At 69.1% G+C, this 19,173-nt stretch carries 17 protein-coding genes; 6 read left to right on the top strand and 11 right to left on the bottom strand.

Features of this window, described 5'->3' with window-relative positions; translation table 11 throughout:
* Positions 1 to 2 precede the first annotated feature (2 nt).
* The 9 genes from M6B22_RS11260 to M6B22_RS11220 form a co-directional block, all read right to left on the bottom strand.
* Positions 3 to 266, bottom strand: coding sequence for an excisionase family DNA-binding protein (locus M6B22_RS11260; protein ID WP_269441645.1), 264 nt, complete (start codon positions 264 to 266; stop codon positions 3 to 5).
* Positions 267 to 306: 40 nt separating this feature from the next.
* The gene (locus M6B22_RS11255; RefSeq protein ID WP_269441644.1) at positions 307 to 1,824 is read right to left on the bottom strand and encodes a CHC2 zinc finger domain-containing protein; all 1,518 of its coding nucleotides are present in this window, start codon (positions 1,822 to 1,824) and stop codon (positions 307 to 309) included.
* Positions 1,825 to 1,895: 71 nt separating this feature from the next.
* Entirely contained in the window at positions 1,896 to 2,378 is a 483-nt protein-coding gene (locus M6B22_RS11250; RefSeq protein WP_269441643.1) for a hypothetical protein, read from the bottom strand.
* A gap of 41 nt (positions 2,379 to 2,419) precedes the next feature.
* On the bottom strand, positions 2,420 to 2,773 hold the full coding sequence (locus M6B22_RS11245; protein WP_269441642.1) for a hypothetical protein: 354 nt from the start codon (positions 2,771 to 2,773) through the stop codon (positions 2,420 to 2,422).
* A 40-nt stretch (positions 2,774 to 2,813) separates the two neighbouring features.
* Complete coding sequence (locus M6B22_RS11240) at positions 2,814 to 4,592, bottom strand: TraM recognition domain-containing protein (protein ID WP_269441641.1); 1,779 nt, start codon at positions 4,590 to 4,592, stop codon at positions 2,814 to 2,816.
* On the bottom strand, positions 4,589 to 5,056 hold the full coding sequence (locus tag M6B22_RS11235; RefSeq protein WP_269441640.1) for a hypothetical protein: 468 nt from the start codon (positions 5,054 to 5,056) through the stop codon (positions 4,589 to 4,591). The genes M6B22_RS11240 and M6B22_RS11235 overlap by 4 nt, the downstream gene beginning before the upstream one ends.
* Positions 5,053 to 6,084, bottom strand: coding sequence for an ArdC family protein (locus tag M6B22_RS11230; RefSeq protein WP_269441639.1), 1,032 nt, complete (start codon positions 6,082 to 6,084; stop codon positions 5,053 to 5,055). Before M6B22_RS11230 ends, M6B22_RS11235 begins: the two co-directional genes overlap by 4 nt.
* 11 nt (positions 6,085 to 6,095) lie before the next feature.
* Complete coding sequence (locus M6B22_RS11225; protein WP_269441638.1) at positions 6,096 to 6,563, bottom strand: DUF3846 domain-containing protein; 468 nt, start codon at positions 6,561 to 6,563, stop codon at positions 6,096 to 6,098.
* Positions 6,564 to 7,011: 448 nt separating this feature from the next.
* On the bottom strand, positions 7,012 to 7,755 hold the full coding sequence (locus tag M6B22_RS11220; protein ID WP_269441637.1) for a hypothetical protein: 744 nt from the start codon (positions 7,753 to 7,755) through the stop codon (positions 7,012 to 7,014).
* Positions 7,756 to 8,123: 368 nt separating this feature from the next.
* Between M6B22_RS11220 and M6B22_RS11215 the strand changes: the two genes are divergently transcribed.
* The 6 genes from M6B22_RS11215 to M6B22_RS11190 all read left to right on the top strand — a co-directional run bounded on the left by M6B22_RS11215 (position 8,124) and on the right by M6B22_RS11190 (position 15,753).
* The gene (locus M6B22_RS11215) at positions 8,124 to 9,914 is read left to right on the top strand and encodes a KAP family P-loop NTPase fold protein (RefSeq protein ID WP_269441636.1); all 1,791 of its coding nucleotides are present in this window, start codon (positions 8,124 to 8,126) and stop codon (positions 9,912 to 9,914) included.
* On the top strand, positions 9,914 to 10,693 hold the full coding sequence (locus M6B22_RS11210; protein ID WP_269441635.1) for a hypothetical protein: 780 nt from the start codon (positions 9,914 to 9,916) through the stop codon (positions 10,691 to 10,693). Before M6B22_RS11215 ends, M6B22_RS11210 begins: the two co-directional genes overlap by 1 nt.
* The gene (locus tag M6B22_RS11205) at positions 10,690 to 11,898 is read left to right on the top strand and encodes a 7-cyano-7-deazaguanine synthase (protein WP_269441634.1); all 1,209 of its coding nucleotides are present in this window, start codon (positions 10,690 to 10,692) and stop codon (positions 11,896 to 11,898) included. Before M6B22_RS11210 ends, M6B22_RS11205 begins: the two co-directional genes overlap by 4 nt.
* A complete protein-coding gene (locus M6B22_RS11200; protein ID WP_269441633.1) occupies positions 11,826 to 13,040 on the top strand; it encodes an IS4 family transposase in 1,215 nt (404 codons plus the stop codon). The genes M6B22_RS11205 and M6B22_RS11200 overlap by 73 nt, the downstream gene beginning before the upstream one ends.
* A 370-nt stretch (positions 13,041 to 13,410) precedes the next feature.
* Complete coding sequence (locus tag M6B22_RS11195; protein WP_269441632.1) at positions 13,411 to 14,175, top strand: TatD family hydrolase; 765 nt, start codon at positions 13,411 to 13,413, stop codon at positions 14,173 to 14,175.
* Between the two features lie 372 nt (positions 14,176 to 14,547).
* The gene (locus M6B22_RS11190) at positions 14,548 to 15,753 is read left to right on the top strand and encodes an AlbA family DNA-binding domain-containing protein (protein WP_269441631.1); all 1,206 of its coding nucleotides are present in this window, start codon (positions 14,548 to 14,550) and stop codon (positions 15,751 to 15,753) included.
* A 370-nt stretch (positions 15,754 to 16,123) separates the two neighbouring features.
* Here the strand turns inward: M6B22_RS11190 and M6B22_RS11185 are convergent, their stop codons facing one another.
* Together M6B22_RS11185 and M6B22_RS11180 are read right to left on the bottom strand one after the other, a co-directional pair.
* On the bottom strand, positions 16,124 to 17,677 hold the full coding sequence (locus M6B22_RS11185) for a TraC family protein (protein WP_269441630.1): 1,554 nt from the start codon (positions 17,675 to 17,677) through the stop codon (positions 16,124 to 16,126).
* Between the two features lie 37 nt (positions 17,678 to 17,714).
* Complete coding sequence (locus tag M6B22_RS11180; protein WP_269441629.1) at positions 17,715 to 19,157, bottom strand: SCO6880 family protein; 1,443 nt, start codon at positions 19,155 to 19,157, stop codon at positions 17,715 to 17,717.
* Between the last annotated feature and the right edge of the window lie 16 nt (positions 19,158 to 19,173).

Genomic DNA, 19,173 nt, shown 5'->3' with positions numbered 1-19,173 from the left:
GGTCAGCACGCCCTGCCACGCACACGTGCAGTCCGCTCACGTAGCTGCGCCACGTAGGCGCTCAGCGCGTCGGCCGGTACCCGGCGCAACCGGCCGATCTTGACGCTCTCGACCTCGCCGGACGAGACAAGCGCGCGCATGAGAGTCATGCCGACACCGAGGCTCTCGGCTGCTTGATCGACGCTCAGCAGTAGCGCCCCCGGCGGCGTGGGCAGGTCCGTCGTAGGTGCGTCGACGACCGCGAGCACCGCCTCATCGAACCCCATGCTCTTCCTCCTGACCTTGTGTGCTCGAGACGATCGCGGGTCAACGACCGAGTGACATGACGCCGGCGTCGTGTGCGGCTCGCTCGGGTGCAGGCCGTTGTGCGAGCTCGCGCGCGACTGCCGCGCGTATCTGGGCGGTGCGCTGGCTCGGACTTCCTCCGTCCGCCGAGTTCGCAAGCGCTTCGCCGGCGGATTCGATGAAGCTCGCCCGCGCGGCGTCGGTGGGCAGGTGGACGGCAAGGCCCGCGATCTCCCGCACGACCGCTGGTAGGACGACGACGGTTTCGGTGTCGTGGTGACGCTGCCTCGCGCGGATGATGTGCTCGGCGAGGACCTGGTCGGCAAGTAGTCCAGCGGCGGGGATCCGGCCGACGGAGCCGACAGGCTGGCTCGCCCTGTCGGACCGCGTGAACGCCGCGAGGCCGGACGCGCCGTGCTCGGTCAGCCATGAGGCGGGGTCGTGCCCGTCCGGAAGGAGCGTGGCGAAGGCTTCGCGACCGTGGCGGACGAGCGTGCGGGCCCAGGTGGCGGATGCGGCCTGGCCGGGTGCGTCTCCGTCGCCGCACACCACGGGTGGCATGGGGCTGATCGCGAGTACGAGCCGGGCTTGGGCGTCGGTGAGCGCGGTCCCGGACGGGGACACGGGCGCGTACCGGCGCGAGAGTCCGGCAGCGGCGGCGTGGGCGGCGACGGTGAGTGCGTCGAGGGAGCCTTCGCAGACGATCACGGTCGCGTCGGGGCCGAGCGGGCCGCTGGTGGGTCGGTAGAGGGCGGTGCCTTTGTGGAAGGCGACGGTGTGGGCGGTGTTGAGGTACTTGCACGCGGCCCGGCCGGTGACGTCGCGGCCGTAGACGCCGATCACCTGCCCGCCCTGGTCACGGACGGGGATGATGACGCGACGGCGGAACCGGTCGGTCAGCGTCTCGTCGTCGCGAGTGGCCCAGCCGGCGTCGACGATCTCGTCACCGGTGAACCCGAGGCCGAGCAGGTGGGTGGTGAGCCCGTCGGCCCGGTAGGGGGTGTGACCGGCCAACGGGGCACCGGCCTCGGCCTGCAGGGCGGTGAGGTCGATGCCGCGGCCGGCCAGGTAGGTGTGGGCGCGGCGCGCCAGCAAGGGCTGAGAGGTGTACGCCCAAGCTTCGGCGTTGACCGCCATCACCCGGACGTAGGGAGTACGGCCCGCGTCCGGACGCTCGCCCGTCGAGACTGTCGAGCTGGCGGCCGTGGCCGTCGACGGGCCGACGACGGGCTGGATCGGTCCGGGCGTGTCGAGCCGGTCGGCGATCTCACGCAGTGACCGGGTGCCGGTGGCCTGGGCGACGAGGTCGAGGACGTCCCCGTGGGCACCGCAGCCGAAGCAGTGCCAGCGCCCGGTGTCGGGATGGATGATGCAGCTCGGCGTCGAGTCGCGGTGCCCGGGTACCAGGCAAGAGACCATGAAGTCTGCGGTGCCGTTCCACCGGTCGGGCGGGTAGACGCCGAGCCGGTCGAGGACGCCGATGATGGGGTGGTCGGCGCGGATGCGGGCGATGTCGCCCCGATCGAGCAGCGGTGACATCGGCAACTACCTCTCGCCCTGGGCGCCTGGGGATGAGCGCGTCTACCAGTAGCCGTCCGGGCGTGCTCGTTTCACCGCTCACCGGTTGCGCCGACGGCGGCGTGGATTGCCGCCAGCTGGCGGGCGGCGATGGTGTCGGCGATCCACGCGTCGAGGTCGGCGGGGGTGGTGCCCTCGAGTGAGGCGACGGCGTGGACGCTGAGGTCGTGATAGCGGGGGTCGCCGCCGCAACGCAGTTCGGCGACCCAGCCGCGTAGGCGGGTTTCGATGTCGCGGAAGGCGGTCATCCAGGTGACGGCGGCGGTGGGGGCTGCGGTGTCGGCGTAGCAGGCGCGTTCGTGGTCGCGCAGCGCGGACAATAGCTCGACCAGGCTGTTGTGCCGGTACCAGCAGGCGGGTAAGCGCACCATTTCGGGGAACCGGTGCTGCAACCTCACCGTCCACGCGTACAGGCCGCGGGCCTGGTCGGCGAGGTCCTCGGCGGCCAGTGTGGGCCAGTGCACGGGTGGGGCGGAGGCTTCGGTGTAGTCGTCGCCGGCGAACAGCTGCGCCATGAGGGCCGCTGGGTCCGGCTGAGCTGGGCCGCCAGACACGCTTACCACAGCTGTCCCAGATCGGCCGCGTCGGCGCGGTGCAGCCGCCGGAGGATGGCGATGATCCCGGCGGTCGCGGCAGGGCGTCCAAGGTGTCGCCAGCCCGCGGCTGTCTCGAGTATGTCGTGCAGCGCGGCGTGGTCGGCCCGGCACAGCGGAACCAGATCGTCGAACAGCTCGGCGCCGAGGCGGGCGTACGTCCGATGATGCAGATCCCCGCGGCTCAGGGCCCAGGGCGCGTCGCAGGCCTGACAAGTCGGCCGCGTGCCGTGCCGATCGATCCAGGCGGCGTGCCAGGTGCGCCGGCGGGCTTGCCAATCCGTCGAGCCGATGTAGTCGCGGTACGCGGCACGCACGCGGACCCTTCCGAGGGGCCAGGGCCGACCGGGCCGCGGGTCACGCACGGCGACGTCCGGCGTCGGCAGTGTGGGCGGTGTGGATCGCGGCCTCCAACTCGGCCTTGCTAGCGCGCAGGGCGGTGGCGTCGGGACGGTCAGTCCAGGCGGTCAGGCGCGTGAGGATCGGCGGCGCCGAGCGGAGCAACAGCAGCCCGCTCCCGAAGGGGAGGGTGCGCAGCTGGCCGGGGTCGAGGATCGGTTTTTCCTCGGTAGTGTCGTTGAAGGTGCGCCCGTATGGGCCACCGGTGGAGGTGGAGCGCTTGTGCTCGACTCGGGTGCCGATCAGCGCGGACAGGTCCCGTAAGTCGTCGGCGTTGCCGCCTCCGCCGAGGATGAGTTTGACGATCGCGGCGTCCCAGATCGCGGCCGCGCCGTCGTGACCCCACCGGGCGCGGGCCTGCGCCAACGATTGGAGGACCACGAGGGTAGTGATGCCGGTGCCGCCACCCTCGCTCATCAGCGCCGGCAGCGAGGGCAGCGGGTAGTTCGCGGCCTCGTCCAGGATCACCGCCAGCGGCGGATCGAGCCGGGCGCCGGGGGAGGCGGCCGCGAGACGCCGGGCGGCCTCGACGACGTCCTCGACGAACGCGGCCACCAGCCCGGCGGTGGCGCTCGCGCCGGACGCGGTGCCCAGCAGATACACCGCGCCCGCGCCGCGTAGGAACGTCTCGGGGTCGAACTGCTCGCCCGCGGCCGGGCTGAGGGTGGCGAGCACGTCAGGGTCGGCCAGCGGGGCGAAGGTGTTGGCGACCATCGCCCACACCGAGTCGCGTTGGCGCGGGTCGGCGGAAAGGATCGCCTCCAACGCCCGCGACCAGGCCGGCGCGGAGGCCGGGTGTGCCTTGAGGATCTCGGCGGCTTCCTTCGCGGCGACCGGTGCCAGCGACCACTGGTACAGCTCCACCGTGGGTCGGTGGGCCAGGGCGGCGGCGTGCAGGAGACAGCGGACAGCGGTGTAGCACTGCTGGGCCCAGAACGCGGCGCCCTCGACGCCCTCGGCCGGGTCCGCGCACAACGCCCGGGCGCGGATCATCGCGGTCTGCGGGTCCTCACACCCCCGCACCGGGGACCACTTCACCGCCGACGGCACCCCCCGGGCCAGGTGTTGGGGGTCGAACACGGCCACCGGTCCGGCCGCCTGCCGGGCCTGGAGTGTGGCGGTGAGGTTGTCCGGGCGAGTCGAGGTCGTCACGACCGCGCCGGGGGCGTCGAGGATCGCGTCGATCACGGTGTGCAGGCCCTTGCCGGATCGGGGCGGCCCGAGCAGCACCATGGAGTCCTCGACCGACACCCAGCACGCTATCCCCCGCGCGTGCCCGAGCCGGTAGCCGACATCGGACGGTGCAGGCTTGGCCAACGACGGTCGGAGGGTGCGGGCGCGGCGTAGCAGCGCCCGCTGCCCGGCCGCGGCCTTGACCTGCGACCGGGTCGCCAGCCCTGCCACGCGGGCGGGGTCGCTGTGCTGCCGGGTGGGCCCGGCGTGAACGATCCGCCATCCCAGGACACCGAGCGCGCCAGCAGTGGTGAGGACGAGGACGGTGACCGGCCAGTAGACGACGGCTGGTCCGACCGGTGCGTGCCAGGCCGCCGACGGTTCACCGGCGTGCGCGAAGGCGGCGTACCCGGCCAGCAGCCGGCCGTGCGGAACCCGGTGGCTGCACACCAGCGCGGAGCACACCCCGCCAGCCCACAGAAGAGTTCCGAGCCCGAACAGGCTCCCCATGCCGGCCAGCGCCAGGTTCGTCCCCGCGTCGGTGCGGGGCCCGTCGGTCGTCATCGAGCCAGCCGTCGCAGCTCGGTCGGTTCGGCCGCGGTCGGTGTGGTGTCGGGCGTGGCCGTGTGCGTCGACAGCGTCGTTTGCTCGGCACAGGCCAGGCAGGACAGGTGCTGCTGGGCGCTGTCCAGCGCGGTCGCCAGCCGCCCGGTAGCGGCGGCAACCGAGACACTCAGCAAGAGACAGGCCAGCGCCGCCCGATCCGGGTGGGTTGGGTCGGGGTCCGCATCGCGAATGTGCCCGGCCTGCTCGAGCCGCTCGATGCGGTCGGCGAGCTGGGCCGTGGCCTGGCGCAGTCCGTGCGCGGCCCGAGCCAGCTCGGCCACCACGACCGCCACGTCGGACGGGTACGGCAGCGACTCCTCGACCACCCACGGCAGGCTGAGGTGATTGATGGCCCGCACCGATTCCGCGACCTGCCCGGCGTGTTCACGAATGGACATTCCGTCGAAGACCTGCTCGCTCAAAGTCCCACCGCCTCACGTTCGGCCAGCGCCAGCTCGGCCGGCCGAGACACAGGCCGCTCCGGCACCGTCGGCCGCCCGCCGTCGGTATGCGCGGCCGGGGAGGCGGCGATGATCTGTTTCGCGCAGGCCGCGACCCGCTGCGCGGTCTTCGCGATCACGCTCGCGTGGTCCTCGCGGTCGATCCAGCCAGCGACGTAGGCGAACGAGTACTCGCCGGTCGCCATGCCGTGCGCGTCCGCGACGACGAACGCGACCGACTCGGCCTCCACCTCCTTGTGCCCGGTCGGTAACCCCGCCCCGGTCTCGTCTGTGGTCGGGTCGTGTAGCAAGACGTGCGCGACCTCGTGAATCAGCGTCTTGACCCGCGCGGCGTCGTCCATGTCCGCCCGGATCTTGACGGTCCGGTCCGACCAGGTGGTCCGCCCATTCGCGCCACCCAACTCGACTGCCGAGGCGACCGTCGACACCGCGAACCCGCGGGATTCGACCAGCCGGGTGACCGCGTCACTCAGCCCGGGAGGGGCCTGCCCGGTCAGCAAGTGCGGCGCCGGCGGCAGCGGCAGGGGGTCGCCGTCGGTCTGTTCCATGGAGAAGACCTTCTCGACGGTGAATCCGCGCATGTAGGCGGTTTTCGTTTCCTGCTCCCCGGCATCGGGGCGCTCGTCCCCGGCGAGGCGGCGGGTATTGCCGTCGGCGTCGACCGCCTCACGACGGAACCCCCGCATCGGTGCGACGATCGCCATCCCGGACTGGCCCCGCTGCACCTGCCGGCCGAGATCTTGCCATCTGCGGTACGAGGCGACATAGGTCGGCAGCGGTGACGGCACGAGGCCCTGCTCGTACTTGTGCAGGTGCTGGGCCGTGATCAACAGGCAGTTGTTCGCCGAGTAGGCGTGCAGCTTGGCCTGGAACGCCAGGAACCGCTGCCAGCCGTCCCCATCGCGGATGCCGGCCACCGCGTCGGCCAGCACCGCCTGCGCGGCGTCGATCCGTTCGGCTCGCGCGGCCGCCGCCTCCTCCCGAGACATCGGCTGCCGCCTCATCGGGCGCCGATCCCGGTGTCGGTCACGCACGCGCCCTGGACCAGGCGTACTTCGTCGACCGCCGTGCACCCCGGCCGGGACAGCCGGTACATCACCGCCAACCGGATCACATGTGCGCACTCGCGGCGCAGCTCTTCCACCTGCGCCTCGGTCAACCCGTCAAGCTCGACGCCCCCGGCCGCTGCGCCAGTGAAGACGGTCGTGCGGACATACGCTTGCTCCACCCGTCCGTGACTGGCCCCGATCCCCGTGGCACACAAGTTCAGCTTCGGCTCGGCCGCGAGGAAACCCTCCTCGTCGCACCACATCATCAAATCCGGGCCGAGCCCCACCGGCTCGACCATCGAACAGCCAATCTGCTCGCGCATCACACCGAGCTGACCCTCGGAGCCGGACGGGAGCAATACCTCGTTGATCGCGCCACCCGGCGTCACCCGTAACGCACGGATCGGACCGTTCGCCATCGGCTTCTCCTCGATCGACCCTCCGAACGAGGGCGTCTACAAGAAGCCGCCGATGCGAGCAGGTTTCACCGATTTCAGCGGAAGCCGGTGGCCGAACGGGCGAACCGTCGTGCCACGACGCGCCCCTCATCGCCATGATCGGAAGCGCCGTGCGCGCTCATCCCGGCTAATTGCGGACACCACCGCGGCCGCGTGAGATGCGCGAGCTGGGGCCAGTTCAGGTTGACACAGCCACAGGGGTGAACAACGGAGGTTCAGTATCCTGCCGCCATCACCGCCGCGGGTCGCGGCGATGTAGCTGGGGCGCAGGTCGGTTGGTATGGCGCACGATCACGACGACTGGATCGATGTTCTTGCCGATGTCACGCGCAGCGTTGCGGCCCCGCAACGTTCTGCTATCGGTCGCGCCCTGCCGTCGGCTTGAGTCGCGACCAGGTCGATCCGCCTCTCATGTCCGCAGCGGGAGAAGGTCGTTCAGGGCGATCAGAAGGTCATCGTCATCGGTGGCATTACGCCAGCCGACAACTCGTCCTCGTGCTCCGAGTGCCTGGGTGATCAGCTGCGACGCTTGCTCAACGTCTATAGCGTTGGCGACCACAAGGAGCCGATCCGAAGGCTGCAGTCCACCCAGCAGCGAGGACAGCGTGCGCCCCCGGAAGGGGGCAGCCTCCGTCCTTCGCCACTTCGTCTCGATCCAGATCACACCAGCATCGGCCTCGGCACGAAAGTCTGCGGCGAATGGACTCAGCAGTTCCGCGGACGTGACACGCACGTCCGGGCGCAAGCGAGAGATCGCTAGCAGCAGCTGTCGATCGTAATCCTCAGGTGTGCTCGTGGGCTCGCCTCGGGTCTCGCGAAGAGCGGCGAGACGTGCTCGCAGTTGTTCGAGCTCTGCGACCATCTCCGGACTCGCATCCTCTTGGGCGTCCTTGAGCTCGGCGTCCACCTCTTCCCAATACATCTCGCTACCGGAGACAACCACTCGCGTCGGCCATCTGCCGACGCCTGCGAGAACACCGGCTGCCAGGCCCGCTGCAACTAGCGCGACTGCGCCGGAGCCGTTTCCCGAGACAAAGGTTGCCACTCCACCTGCGGCCCATGACGTGAGTCCGGCACTTGCGAGAAGACGCCGATCTCGTTTGGAGATGGTCGCCAAACGCTTCGGGGTTACATGCTCGGTCAGCGAATCCACTCCGAAAGGATCCCACGGAAGATCGCGCGGCCCCGCGCGAACCATTCCGCACCGTTGCGCAGCGGGCGTGCCGACGACCGCGCGGAACCGTCCCCCTATGCCGCTGATGATGCGTGCCTCCGACCCGCGTAGCCGTCCATCTGCTCGGCGCTGAGATCGGGGTCGATCGCGCGCTTGGATCCGTCAGATGACCGGTCGATTAGCGGGTGCACGGACGCGACGGAGACAGTGCAGGCCGGCCGGCCGATCGCGACCCGGTTCTAGGCTCTCGTCCGGACGGTCTGGCGCAGGCGGCCTGAAGTTCATCGGATTCGACGGATCTGTGTCGCTGCGGCCCGGAGGGTCCGACGTGACGGAGACTCGGCGGCATGGACCAGTCCGCGTCGGCACCGATGTTCGACGACAACCCGACGACTCTGGATCTTCTCGGGTTCGGCGGCGTCGTTGATGCCGTCGTGAGGGTGCTGGACGCCAATGGGCTCGACCCAGTGACGATCGGCGTTCAGAGCGGCTGGGGCGGCGGAAAGTCGACATTGCTGAGGCTGGTCGAGGAGAGACTGAAGGCGCACGAGCGCTTGCTGGTGGTCACGGTCGACCCGTGGGAGTTCGAGGAAAGTCAGGATGTGCGCGGCACGCTGATTGCCCTGGTGCTCAACGCCGTCCAAGAGCGAGTCGAGGCCGAGGCGGATGGCGTCTCGAGAGACCGCATCCACGACATCGTGGAAAAGCTGCAAGGTCTCCGCAGACGGATCGCATGGGGGAGGGTCGCGAAGGTCCTGATCACGAGTGCGGCCACGCAGGGGCTCGCCCTACCGGAGTTGATCGACGCGCTTACGCCCGCGCCGCCGAGCGGGAAGGACGAAAAGGGCGAGGAGAAGCCGCAAAGCATGGCGGGTTTCCGTGAGGACTTTGCGGCTCTCATGCAGTCGGATCTCGGTATCACCAGGGTGGTCGTGCTCGTCGACGACCTCGACCGCTGCCTGCCTGCGTCGGCGGTGGCGACGCTGGAGGCGATCAAGCTCTTCTTGTCGGTCAAGAAGATGGCGTTCGTGCTTGCTGCGGATGAGGCGCTGGTTCGAGCGAGCATCAACTCCCATCTCGGCGGCCTTGCGCAGGGCGAGTTCGCAAATCGATACACCGAGAAGATCGTCCAGATCCCGTTGTCGTTGCCCCGGCTGTCCCAGCGCGACGCCGAGGCGTATGTGGCGCTGCTTCTCGCCGGTCAGCTGTCGAACATGTCGGGCGAGCAGAACAAGGCGATGATCGAGCGTGCTCGTATTCGCCGCCGTGCTGGTGAGGCGCCCTACGCGATCGACGGCGCCCCCGGCGCGCCAGGTCCGACCGCGGAGCACCAGAGGCTCGCCGCGGTGATCTCCCGCGGGCTGTCCGCGGACAGATGGCAGACTCCGCGAGCGGTCAAGCGGTTCCTGAACAATCTCGCGATCCGCGAGCAGATCGCTGACGAGGCTGGCGCGCACCTGCCTCTGGACGTACTCGTCAAGATGTACTTGCTCGAACTGCGGCATCTCTCGGAGTTCAAGACACTGGCCGCTCTGGGCTCGGACGAGCGCACGGACCTGCTGCGGCGGTGGGAGGACTGGGCCGACGGCAAGGAAGACGCCGCGAAGCCGGCCGAGGTCTCCGACGCCACACAAGCCTGGGCTCAGAACGAACCGCGCCTGGTAGGTCGTGGCAGCGAGATCGAGCGGTACCTGAGCCTGGCCGCGACGCTGATTTCCGACGTTACCTTCGGCGGAGCGATGGACAGCCAACAGCGCAAGATGGTCGAGCAGCTGCTCGCCCAGTCCGACACGGTGCGGCGCGCTGCTCTCCAGGACGTCCTCGCCATGACGCCCGAGAGCCAAGACGTCATTGTCCGTGCGCTCGGCGAGTCGCTGCCCGTCCAGGACGATGCAAGACCCGCGTTCCTCTCGCTGACCGCTCTAGCAACCGAGAGCGGAAGACTTGCGCCTGAGGTCGAGACGATGCTTCAGCGCCCTGCCCTGATGCAGAAGGTCAAGGCGCAGTGGGTGCCCGTGTTTCGCAAGATGCCGTCGGTCTTGAAAGCGCTGGCTGAGGCCGGAGGCTTGGACGAAGCGGTGACCAAGGCCGCGCAGAAGAGCCTTGAGGCCATCGAGAAGGCCCGCAACGAAGGCTGATGGGCACCTCGGGCGCGTACGGCGGCAGCGGCACAGCGTCGTGGGATGACGCGCACGACCTCTACGAGCAAGTAGCAGGAGGCGGCAGAAGGCCGCCGGTCGAGGACCTCGTCAAAGCACTCACGCAGGCCCTCAACAAGACCCAGGGCGGACCGCCGCCTGCTCCCGGCATGTACGCGGCCGGTCAGATTAGACCGAGCCGGCCGGCCGGCACCGCGGGCTACACGCGCAGCAAGTCCCTCACCGGTGGCGGCGGAGGAAGGCCGGGGCTGGCGGGCAGCGCTGCACGTGGGGCCGCCGCAGTCGCAGGCGCGAGCGCCTACCGCGCCCGAGACGCACAGGGACTGGCAGAACTCGGTCTCGACATGGCCGCGCTCGACGCTCTACCCGACGACACGGCGCGATGCGAGGCGATCGCCCAGGAACTGCTCGGCGTCCCGACGCACCCCGAAGATGCCGCGCTCAAGTCCGCGGCGATGGAGACCATGCTTGAGGCGATGGAGGCAGCGGAGGAGCCCGACGCCGAACGGCTCGTCGAGATGTTCACCGGCAACCTCACGTACGAGTTCGCGCTCATCGAGCTGACTTCTGAGCATCGCAAAGACCCGGTGCCGCCTTCCGAGGCGGCGAAGATGGAGCAGGAGATCAAGGAGTACATCGCGAGCGACATCAGCAACCCTGTGGACAAGCCGGTCGGCAAGCTCAGCAAGCAGGGGCTCATCGACAAGGCAGCCCGCCTGGCCCAAGACGTCCTGAGCATCTTCCGGAGAACTCGATGAGCAGCGCCCGCATAGAGCTCGCCGGCGAGGGCGACAGCCGGCGCGACGCCGGCGCAGCCTTGCACGAGTGGCCGCTGGCAGCAGGCCACACCGACACGATCCGCGCGGGCATCGACTGGCACGCCACCCAGTTCGGCCTCCCAGCGCGCGAGGCCAAGGATCTGCTCCGGGTCGTCGCGGCGGCCTACATCGCCGACCGCACAGCCCGTCAGCCCGCCAAAGCTCTCACACGGCCGCTGACCCTCACCGTCCACGTCGATCAGCCCGATTCGTGGACCGACACCGCGCTGGAACAGGCCGTCGACCTTCTCCACTGGCTGACCGGCGACGACTGGGCCCTTCGATGCGTCCCGTCGAAAGCGAGGCAACCCGAGTTGTCCCTCAATCTCAAGGTGGCCGCCGCCGACGACATCTGCTTGGTCTCCGGCGGACTGGATTCGCTGTGCGGGGCCCTCATCCGGCTCCGAGAGCCAGGGACACCGTTCTTCCTCGGCCACGCCGACACCTCGACCCTCATCCGCCGCGCGCAGGAACATCTCCAGATGCACCTCGCCGCGCAGACCCCGCCGCGCACCTACACCCAGTACCCCCTGCGTCATCGCGGCGACGTGGGGAACCGAACCCCGAAGACGCGGTCGCTGCTGTTCATGACGATGGCTGTCGTCGCCGCGTCAGGCATGGGCGCGAGGCGCGTACTCGTGCCCGAGAACGGGTTCACCAGCATCAACCCTCCACTGGAGCCGTCCCGCGCTGGCGTGATGACGACGCGCTCCACACACCCTTGGACCTTTCACGCGCTCGCAGAACTGCTCGCGACCCTCGGCCTGACCGGCATCACCGTAGAGAACCCGCACCACGATCTCACTAAGGGTCAGCTGCTCAAGCGGGCGATGCCCGCTGCAACGGCCGCCGATCAGGCTCTCGCTGCAGCGACCGTGTCCTGCGCCAAGCCCAATCCCGGCAGGCCTCCTGGCGGGAACCCGAACACTCAGTGCGGCGTTTGCATCGCCTGCCTTGTGCGCCGAGCAGCATTCATCGCCGCCGGGATGCCCGACCTGACCGACTACGCCGTTCAGACGTGGGCTAAAGCCAATACCGTTCAGTTAAGCTTACACCGGTGTAGTTTGGTTGCATGCCTCGTGCGGGATGGAAGAAGCCGACGTCGGATCGCCGACTGTCGGATCTGGTGTCGGTGGGTGTGCTGACGCGGGTGTTCCCGCCGGATCTGGTCGATGAGGTGATCGAGCGGGTCGGGCGCACGCAGCAGCGGTCCCGGTTGTTGCCGGCTCGGGTGATGGCCTACTTCGCGGTGGGGATGGCGCTGTACGCCGACGGGTCGTACGAGGACGTGCTGGCGCAGCTGACCGATGGGCTGGCATGGTCGGATCGCTGGCGTTCGGAGTTCGTGCTTCCGGGAAAGTCGGCGATCTTCCAGGCTCGGGCCCGGCTGGGTGCCGAGCCGGTGCGGGCATTGTTCGAGCGGGTCGCTGCGCCCTTGGGCGGCCCGGACACGCCGGGGGTATGGCTGGCCGGGCGGCGGATGGTCGCGATCGACGGCACCTGCCTGGACGTTGCCGATGTACCGGTCAACGATGAGTTCTTCGGCCGGCCCGGGGTGAACAAGGGCGAGAAGTCCGCGTTCCCGCAGGCCCGGGTGGTGGCGCTGGCCGAGTGCGGCACGCACGCGATACTGGCCGCGCGGGTAGGTGCATACCGGGACTCGGAAGCGACGCTGACCGAGAAACTGCTGCCGGCGTTCGGGCCGGGGATGGTGGTGCTGGCCGACCGTGGGTTCTTCTCCTACGCGCTGTGGCGCAAGGCGACCGACACGAACGCCGATCTGCTGTGGCGCGTCCGCACGGACAGGTTCGGGCCGAACCCGACACACGTGCGTGATCTTGCCGACGGGTCCTGGCTGGGCCAGTTGCGCAGGTCCACCGACCGCCATGGTGAGCCGATGCCGGTACGGGTCATCGACTACACCCTCGACGACGGCCGCGAGAACACCACCACCTACCGGTTGCTCACCACCTTGACCGATCCCGACGAGGCGCCCGGCGAGCAGCTCGCGCTGGCCTACGCCGAGCGCTGGGAGATCGAGTCGACCTTCGACGAACTCAAGACGCACCAGCGCGGGCCCCGCATCGTGCTTCGGTCCAAATCGCCGGACCTGGTGCTCCAGGAGATCTGGGGATACCTGTGCTGCCACTACGCGATCCGGGCGCTGATGGCCGACACCGCCACCACCGGCGGTCGAGACCCAGACCGGGTCTCCTTCGTCGCCGCCCTACGCGTCAGCCGCCGCTCCCTCGCCCAGGGCGGCGCCTTTTCCCCCTCGACGCCGTGACGGCCTGTGGCGCGAGGCGATCCGCCAACTCCTGAACAGGCTCAACCCCGGGCGCCGACGGCGATCCAACCCGCGCGTGATCAAGCGCAAGTACACCAAGTGGCACGTCAAACGCGCCCACCACGCGAGCTGGCCGCAACCGGCCGCACCACCAACCGTCATCCTCCTACCCACTAACTGAACGGTATTTGGGCTAAAGCACCCGCCGAGGCCGTCCGCAGGTATCGTCGGCACGACATCGCCGCGTGGCGGTCAGCCACACGCAACGGGATTGCGAGGCACCGCGTCCTGGGGTCTGCCGTCTGGCCTCCGGACACGGACTTCGACCACGTCTTGGACCTTGTGGACCGGGGGCTGGAGGAACTCGCGCATGTCCCCGTCTGATCTGCCTCCGCTCGACTGCCACGCTCACATCGCACCGGACGTCACCGGCCGCCAGATCGCCGGCCTCAACGGCGCGCTGGTGTTCGCGATGACCCGAACGCCGAGTGAGGCCCGCGCCGCCGCCCGTCGATCCGATCCGACACTCGCGTGGGGCTTTGGTGCCCACCCCGGGCTCCCCGACGCCATCAGCACGGTGAACGAGACCGTGCTGCGCGAGGCAGTCCAGGGGCATGTGATCGTGGGGGAGGTCGGGCTGGACCGCAGAGGTCCCCACGGCCCGCAGCGGGAGGTGCTGGAGGCGATCCTTCATGCCTGCCAGGGACAGCCCGTGCTGCTGTCGCTGCACAGCACGGGGCGGACGCGTCAACTGCTCGCCGTCCTTCGCCAGCGTCCGCATCCCGGGGCAGTGCTCCACTGGTTCAACGGGACGCCTGACGAGATCTGCGAAGCCGTCGCGCTTGGGTGCTACTTCTCGGTTAATAACGCGATGACCGACGACCGGCTCGCGCAAATCCCGACCAACAGGATGCTCCCCGAGACCGACTTTCCTGCCTCACGCAAGTCCACGCTCGCCTCAAAGCCCGGAGACATCCACGCTCTTGAGAAGCGCCTCGCCCGGCGCGACTGCAGCCACGAGAACGCTGTCCGCCACGGGTTCTACCGCACCCTCGGCGGCTTGCTCGCTGTGACCGGAGCTCGGTCGCGAATGCCGTCGGGATTTCAGGCGGCGCTTGACGCAGCCGGGGTCTAAAAGCCGTCGCCATGGCCTCGTCACTCCCGCCTCTGCGACTGGTCCCTTGGTCGCGGCCGCACCAGTACACCGACATCGAGCTTTCCTCCGCGCGCGCCGCAATGGGCGCAGCGGCTAGCGTCCGCTCATCAGCCCGTTTTCGGGTCGTGCGCTTGGCACAACGAGACGTCTCCGTGCGTCGTCATTAGATGTGTCGGCGCCGGGCGTAGCTTGCCGGGTGTGGACCAGGGCAGTATCGACGTCGGCGCGATGCGGTCGTATCTACGCGCGCGTCGATCCAAGGTATGGATTACGGCCGTTCGCGAGGGAAGACCATCCGACACACCGGTTGACCCGCCCACAAGCAAACGAGCGGACGGGCCGGTCCGGCTTATGACGGCGCAGATCGTGGTCGGCGTGTGCCCGCCGGGCTGGCGTGAGGAGTCGTGGTTCTACGAGGACTGCGTCTTTGCGACGAGTCTGTCGACTACCGCCCGGCTCGCTGCACTGCTCGGAGAACCCGGTGAACGTCGATTGATTGTGGGATCGGTCGAGGCGGGCTTCGAACTGCCGGCTACGACGTTCTCGTGGCAGCGGCTTCCCAGTCTGGCCGCCTACTCTCAGCTGGCCCTGCGCTGGCCGTCGACGGAGTACAAACTGCACCTGCCGAATCAGCAGACGTTCCAACAGCCAGCCGGTTACCTGGTCGGTCGCGACGAAGCGCCGTCCTTTCCGACCCTAAGCGCCGCGTACAGCGCGTTCTTCCATGGCGACTTCACCCTTACCTCCACTGGCACTCCGCCGCTGGGGTTGATCACCGTGCGAGTCATTGACAACAGGGCCCGCATCAATCGAGTCCGGATCCGGCCGTCGTCACTGGACGTGTGGATCGGCGGGCGACAAGTGCGGGGCGTTCGGCTGGAACTCAACGGCGTGCAGGACCGCACGAGCGCCATCCTTACGAAGCCAGGGCAGGTGACCATACCGCTTCCGCATGGACTGCCAGCCGATGCTTGGTTGTGGGTGAAGTCCGGGCATGAGTGGCTAGATTTCCGGGCACTGTCCGGTTGGGGCGGACGCATTAGCCCTGATGTGGAGAACGATGAGTTCCCAAAGGACCCGCTCGCCGATTTGACCCGGTTGGCCGCCCAAGGGGAGGGTCAGGACCTGGAGTACAAGGCGAAACTACCCGATACAGCCGAGGAGAAGCGCACCGTATTCAAGACGGTCGTCGCGTTCGCGAACGGTGACGGTGGCACCGTGTTGTTCGGTGTGGCCGACGGGGACGGCGCCTTGGTCGGAATCGCCGACAAGATGCCCGTGGCGCGAAGGCGGCTCACCGATCTCTTGCGCGATCTCGTCACGCCATCTCCGCGTACACGCATCAGTGCGCACCGGCTGGAGGGGCGCAGCATTCTGATGTTAGAGGTTACCGGCGGCGACGGCACCCTTCATGCCCTCACAGTCAATAAGAACCGGCCCGAATACTACGTGCGCCGCGACGGCACGACCTTCTATGCCCGACCGGAGGAGATCGCGGCCGTCGTGCACGCCGACGGGTCCGGGAAGCAGCACGGGGCTCCACGCGTCGTGAGGTAGCTCCGAATCGGCGTAGTCAGCTCACCAGGCCGAGGACGTGCACCAGAAGCTCTCGAGCGTGGCTGACTCACGCGTAGACCCCCGGGCATTGGGGACCACGCCGCGAACCTTCTAATGAGGGCTGGTTGTCCCGGATCGGGCGGCGACTCGTGCTCGCATAACGCCGGATCGGAAAAGCAACCAACGGTCGCTGAGCGGTGTACCTATTCGGCGCAGCCCGCGCTGCGGCCGGTGGTACCACCTTGGATTCCGGATGAAGGTTCGGCCGAGTGGATGAACCCCGGCGAGGCTGACGCTCGCCTCCCGGCATGATCGCGGGCAGCGCGAGAGCCCGGAGCTGGCCGTCTACGTACGCTAGCGCTAGCCAGGGTCAGCATGGCGATGGTCCTGCCGGGCGCCGGGCTGCGGGGCCGTCCATCCTGCTGTTGGTATCGAAAACGGCGAGCTCGCCTGGGGTGAGGACGTTCCGCGCCAGGAAGGCCCTGTCTTTGATCTTCCATAGGCCTTCGCCGCGTTCGAGGTCGGGCAGCTGTGCGATCTCGGCGGCGGCGAGTCCTATGGCGGCTCCGGTCTTGGTAGATTCGCCGGCTTCTTGGGCGTAAATGATGCGGGTGGAGCAGTCGGCGAGCAGGCCGAGAGCGAGGTTGCGGACGGCGGAGTTGGCGTCGCCGACGGCGTCCAGGTCCGACAGGCGATGAATGATCATGAGGTTGGCGATGCCCCACGCGCGGGAGAGCTTCCACTGTGACTGCATCCGGGCCAGCAGGGCCGGGGAGCGTAGTAGCCGCCAGGCTTCGTCGTAGATGACCCACCGTTGCCCGCTGTCCGGGTCGGTGATGGCCGCCTCCATCCAGGTGGACGCGCAGGTCATGACCAGCGCGATCAGCTGGTCGGAGCCGTGGATTCGGGACAGGTCGAGGCTGACCATCGGCAGGTCCGTGTGGAAGTGCGTGGTCGACGGGCCGTCGAATAGCCCGGAAAGGTCGCCAGTGACGAGCCGGTTCAGCGCGTGCGCAACCGCGCGACCGTCGGCGGTGAGTTGGTCGATGCTGGAGCCGGCCACGGCGTGGCTCGGGTTGAACATCGCTTCGACGACGTGCCGAAGGGTCGGTGTGGTGTTCTCGCGGACGGCGGCGTCCAGGGCGGTGAACACGGCGGTGGCTTCGACCGAGTGCATGGGACGGGCGAGGCTCATCTCGACGATGGCGCGCAGCAGGTCACGTCGCCGACCGGTGACGGTGTTGATCCACTCAGCTTCGCTGAGCGCGGCTGGGCGTGGGCCTTCGTCGAGCGGATTGAGCCGGGTCGAGAGTCCGCCGCCGAGCTGGATGGCTTGTCCGCCGACGGCCTCGGCGACGGGGGTCCATTCGCCCTTCGGGTCGCCGGGGACGTAGACCTTGCGGCCGAACGCGATCGAGCGGGTCGCGAGCGATTTGGCCAGGGAGCTTTTGCCGCGGCCGATGATCCCGGCCAGCAGCACGTTGGGATTGGTGAGCACCCCGTCGGCGTAGAGCACCCAAGGGTCGAAGCAGAACGCGGCGCCGGAGTAGGAGTCGGTGCCGACGTAGACGCCCTTTTCCCCGAGGCCGGCTTCGGCCAGGAACGGGTAGGCGCCGGCGAGCACTTCGCTGGTGGCGCGATGCTGCTGGATCTTCAACGGCCGGTAGACGCGTAGCGAGTCGGATCCATCCTCGCCGGCGCGGGGCAGGCAGTGGGCGGCTTGTCGTTCAGCGCGGTCGGCGTCCCGTGCAGCTTTGCGGGCAGAGCTCTCGGCGACGCGGGCACCGGCTTCGACCCGACGGACGTTCCGACGGGCGGCACGCCGGGCCTGCCGGCCGGTGCCGGCGGGGACGTAGGCGGGAGCGGCGATTCTTCTGGCACCGGCGACCGGCTCGCGCGTCGGTCGGGGCGGTGCGACCGGCATCTCGGCGTGCTTAGCCCGGCGATTGAGGAGGGGCATGTCAGCTGACCGTCCGTCCGAGCGGCAGGGCCGCGGCGGTGAATCCCTGGGCCTGCCGCCCAAAGAGGACCCGGGTTTCGAGCATGCAACTGGTGGCGGCGCGTTGAGTGGTGGCGACCGCGGCGCGTAGCCCGGGCAGGCTGGTCGCGGTCAGCGTGATGAGGCCGGTGTAGCGCATGTCCGCGTGCCCGCAGATCAGGGCGTGTTCGCGGGCGAGGACGTCGTCGTATTCGGCCTCGTCGGAGGCGTCGAGGATCCGTCCGGTCCTGGTCTTCTGGACCCGGTCGGTGAGGTAGTCGACTTTCTCACGCCGGATCGCTCTCATCGCCTCGCTGGCATCGAGGGGTGTGGCGATCAGCGACAGGCTGCGGCGTACGCCCGGGGTGAAGATCAGCGAGTGCAGAAAGGACGGGGTGACGTCGGCGGTGGGCCAGTCGGAGATCCACAGCACCGTGGAGTAGCCGGAGTCGTGGCGCAGGTAGTCCCACGCCTCGTCGATGGCCGCCGGCCCGAGGTCGAGGCGCGCACCAGGATCACCGGTAGTGAGCGAGAGTTCGGGGTCGTAGGCCTGCCTGATCACCGCGGCCAGCTCGCCGGTGCTCAGCCAGCCATCGACGTGCAGGCCCGCGTTGCGCAGCCCGGTTTCTAGATTGGTCATGTCGCCGGCTAGGACGTCGGCGGCTGCCGCCAGCCCGCGGCCGGCGTGGGTGATCGACCCGGCGGCGCGGCGCAGGTCGAGGGTGACGGTGATCAGGGTGCGGTGCCGGGACGCCGACGGTGCGGCGACCTTCATCAGCGTCTCGTACTCCTCGGCCGCCCAGGTGCCGTCGCGGACGCCGTGGTCGCACCACCAGCCGACGACCCCGCGGCCGGGGTCGGGGATCACCTGCTCGAGAACGCCGATGCCGGCGCAGGTGCCGGTCGCAGCGAGCCCGGCGAGCACGCGGGACCAGGCGGTGACCCGTCGGGTCTGCTCGCCGGGGTCGAGGAGCACGAACGCCGGGTGTGAGACGCGGACGATCGCGGCGAGGGTGCGCCGGTACGGGTCCTGCACCATCACGGCCCCGGTGGCCGGGTGTTCGTGGAACCGTAAGCAGGCGGCGTCGCCGGGCAGGCCCATGGTTCCGGCCGGGCGGGGACGGTCGGGCTTGGCCCGGTAGCGGGTCTGGCCGGTGAGTTTGCGGATCTGCCAGTGGGCGACCAGCGAGACGGACTCGATCACGGGTGCTCCGTGCCAGCGGACGAACCCGGCCGCCACCAGCGCTCCCCAAGCGGGGGCGGTGAACGCGATGCCGGCCGCGCCCGCGGTGAACAGGGCGAGCGCGAGGACGAGCAGCCCGACGCCGACCGTGATCACGACCGGAGCGGAGTAGCCGAGCAGAAGGCCCTTGGTCTGGCGGCGGCCGAACCGGGTCAGCGGGACGGGCGGGATGGGTGAGGCCATGTTGGGTGTCCTCGCT

This window comes from Jatrophihabitans cynanchi, from assembly GCF_027247405.1.
GTDB classification, from domain to species: domain Bacteria; phylum Actinomycetota; class Actinomycetes; order Mycobacteriales; family Jatrophihabitantaceae; genus Jatrophihabitans_B; species Jatrophihabitans_B cynanchi.
The sequence above is the reverse complement of the archived record's forward strand: the minus strand, read 5'-3'. Positions and strand labels throughout refer to the sequence as shown.

What these genes read in the sequence shown, in the direction of transcription:
- M6B22_RS11250 (WP_269441643.1), bottom strand. Translation starts at nt 2,378, where the DNA reads ATGGCGCAGCTGTTCGCCGGCGACGACTACACCGAAGCCTCCGCCCCA.
- M6B22_RS11260 (WP_269441645.1), bottom strand. Translation starts at nt 266, where the DNA reads ATGGGGTTCGATGAGGCGGTGCTCGCGGTCGTCGACGCACCTACGACG.
- M6B22_RS11185 (WP_269441630.1), bottom strand. Translation starts at nt 17,677, where the DNA reads ATGCCGGTCGCACCGCCCCGACCGACGCGCGAGCCGGTCGCCGGTGCC.
- M6B22_RS11190 (WP_269441631.1), top strand. Translation starts at nt 14,548, where the DNA reads ATGACGGCGCAGATCGTGGTCGGCGTGTGCCCGCCGGGCTGGCGTGAG.
- M6B22_RS11240 (WP_269441641.1), bottom strand. Translation starts at nt 4,592, where the DNA reads ATGACGACCGACGGGCCCCGCACCGACGCGGGGACGAACCTGGCGCTG.
- M6B22_RS11180 (WP_269441629.1), bottom strand. Translation starts at nt 19,157, where the DNA reads ATGGCCTCACCCATCCCGCCCGTCCCGCTGACCCGGTTCGGCCGCCGC.
- M6B22_RS11195 (WP_269441632.1), top strand. Translation starts at nt 13,411, where the DNA reads ATGTCCCCGTCTGATCTGCCTCCGCTCGACTGCCACGCTCACATCGCA.
- M6B22_RS11225 (WP_269441638.1), bottom strand. Translation starts at nt 6,563, where the DNA reads ATGGCGAACGGTCCGATCCGTGCGTTACGGGTGACGCCGGGTGGCGCG.
- M6B22_RS11205 (WP_269441634.1), top strand. Translation starts at nt 10,690, where the DNA reads ATGAGCAGCGCCCGCATAGAGCTCGCCGGCGAGGGCGACAGCCGGCGC.
- M6B22_RS11210 (WP_269441635.1), top strand. Translation starts at nt 9,914, where the DNA reads ATGGGCACCTCGGGCGCGTACGGCGGCAGCGGCACAGCGTCGTGGGAT.
- M6B22_RS11200 (WP_269441633.1), top strand. Translation starts at nt 11,826, where the DNA reads ATGCCTCGTGCGGGATGGAAGAAGCCGACGTCGGATCGCCGACTGTCG.
- M6B22_RS11255 (WP_269441644.1), bottom strand. Translation starts at nt 1,824, where the DNA reads ATGTCACCGCTGCTCGATCGGGGCGACATCGCCCGCATCCGCGCCGAC.
- M6B22_RS11215 (WP_269441636.1), top strand. Translation starts at nt 8,124, where the DNA reads ATGGACCAGTCCGCGTCGGCACCGATGTTCGACGACAACCCGACGACT.
- M6B22_RS11230 (WP_269441639.1), bottom strand. Translation starts at nt 6,084, where the DNA reads ATGTCTCGGGAGGAGGCGGCGGCCGCGCGAGCCGAACGGATCGACGCC.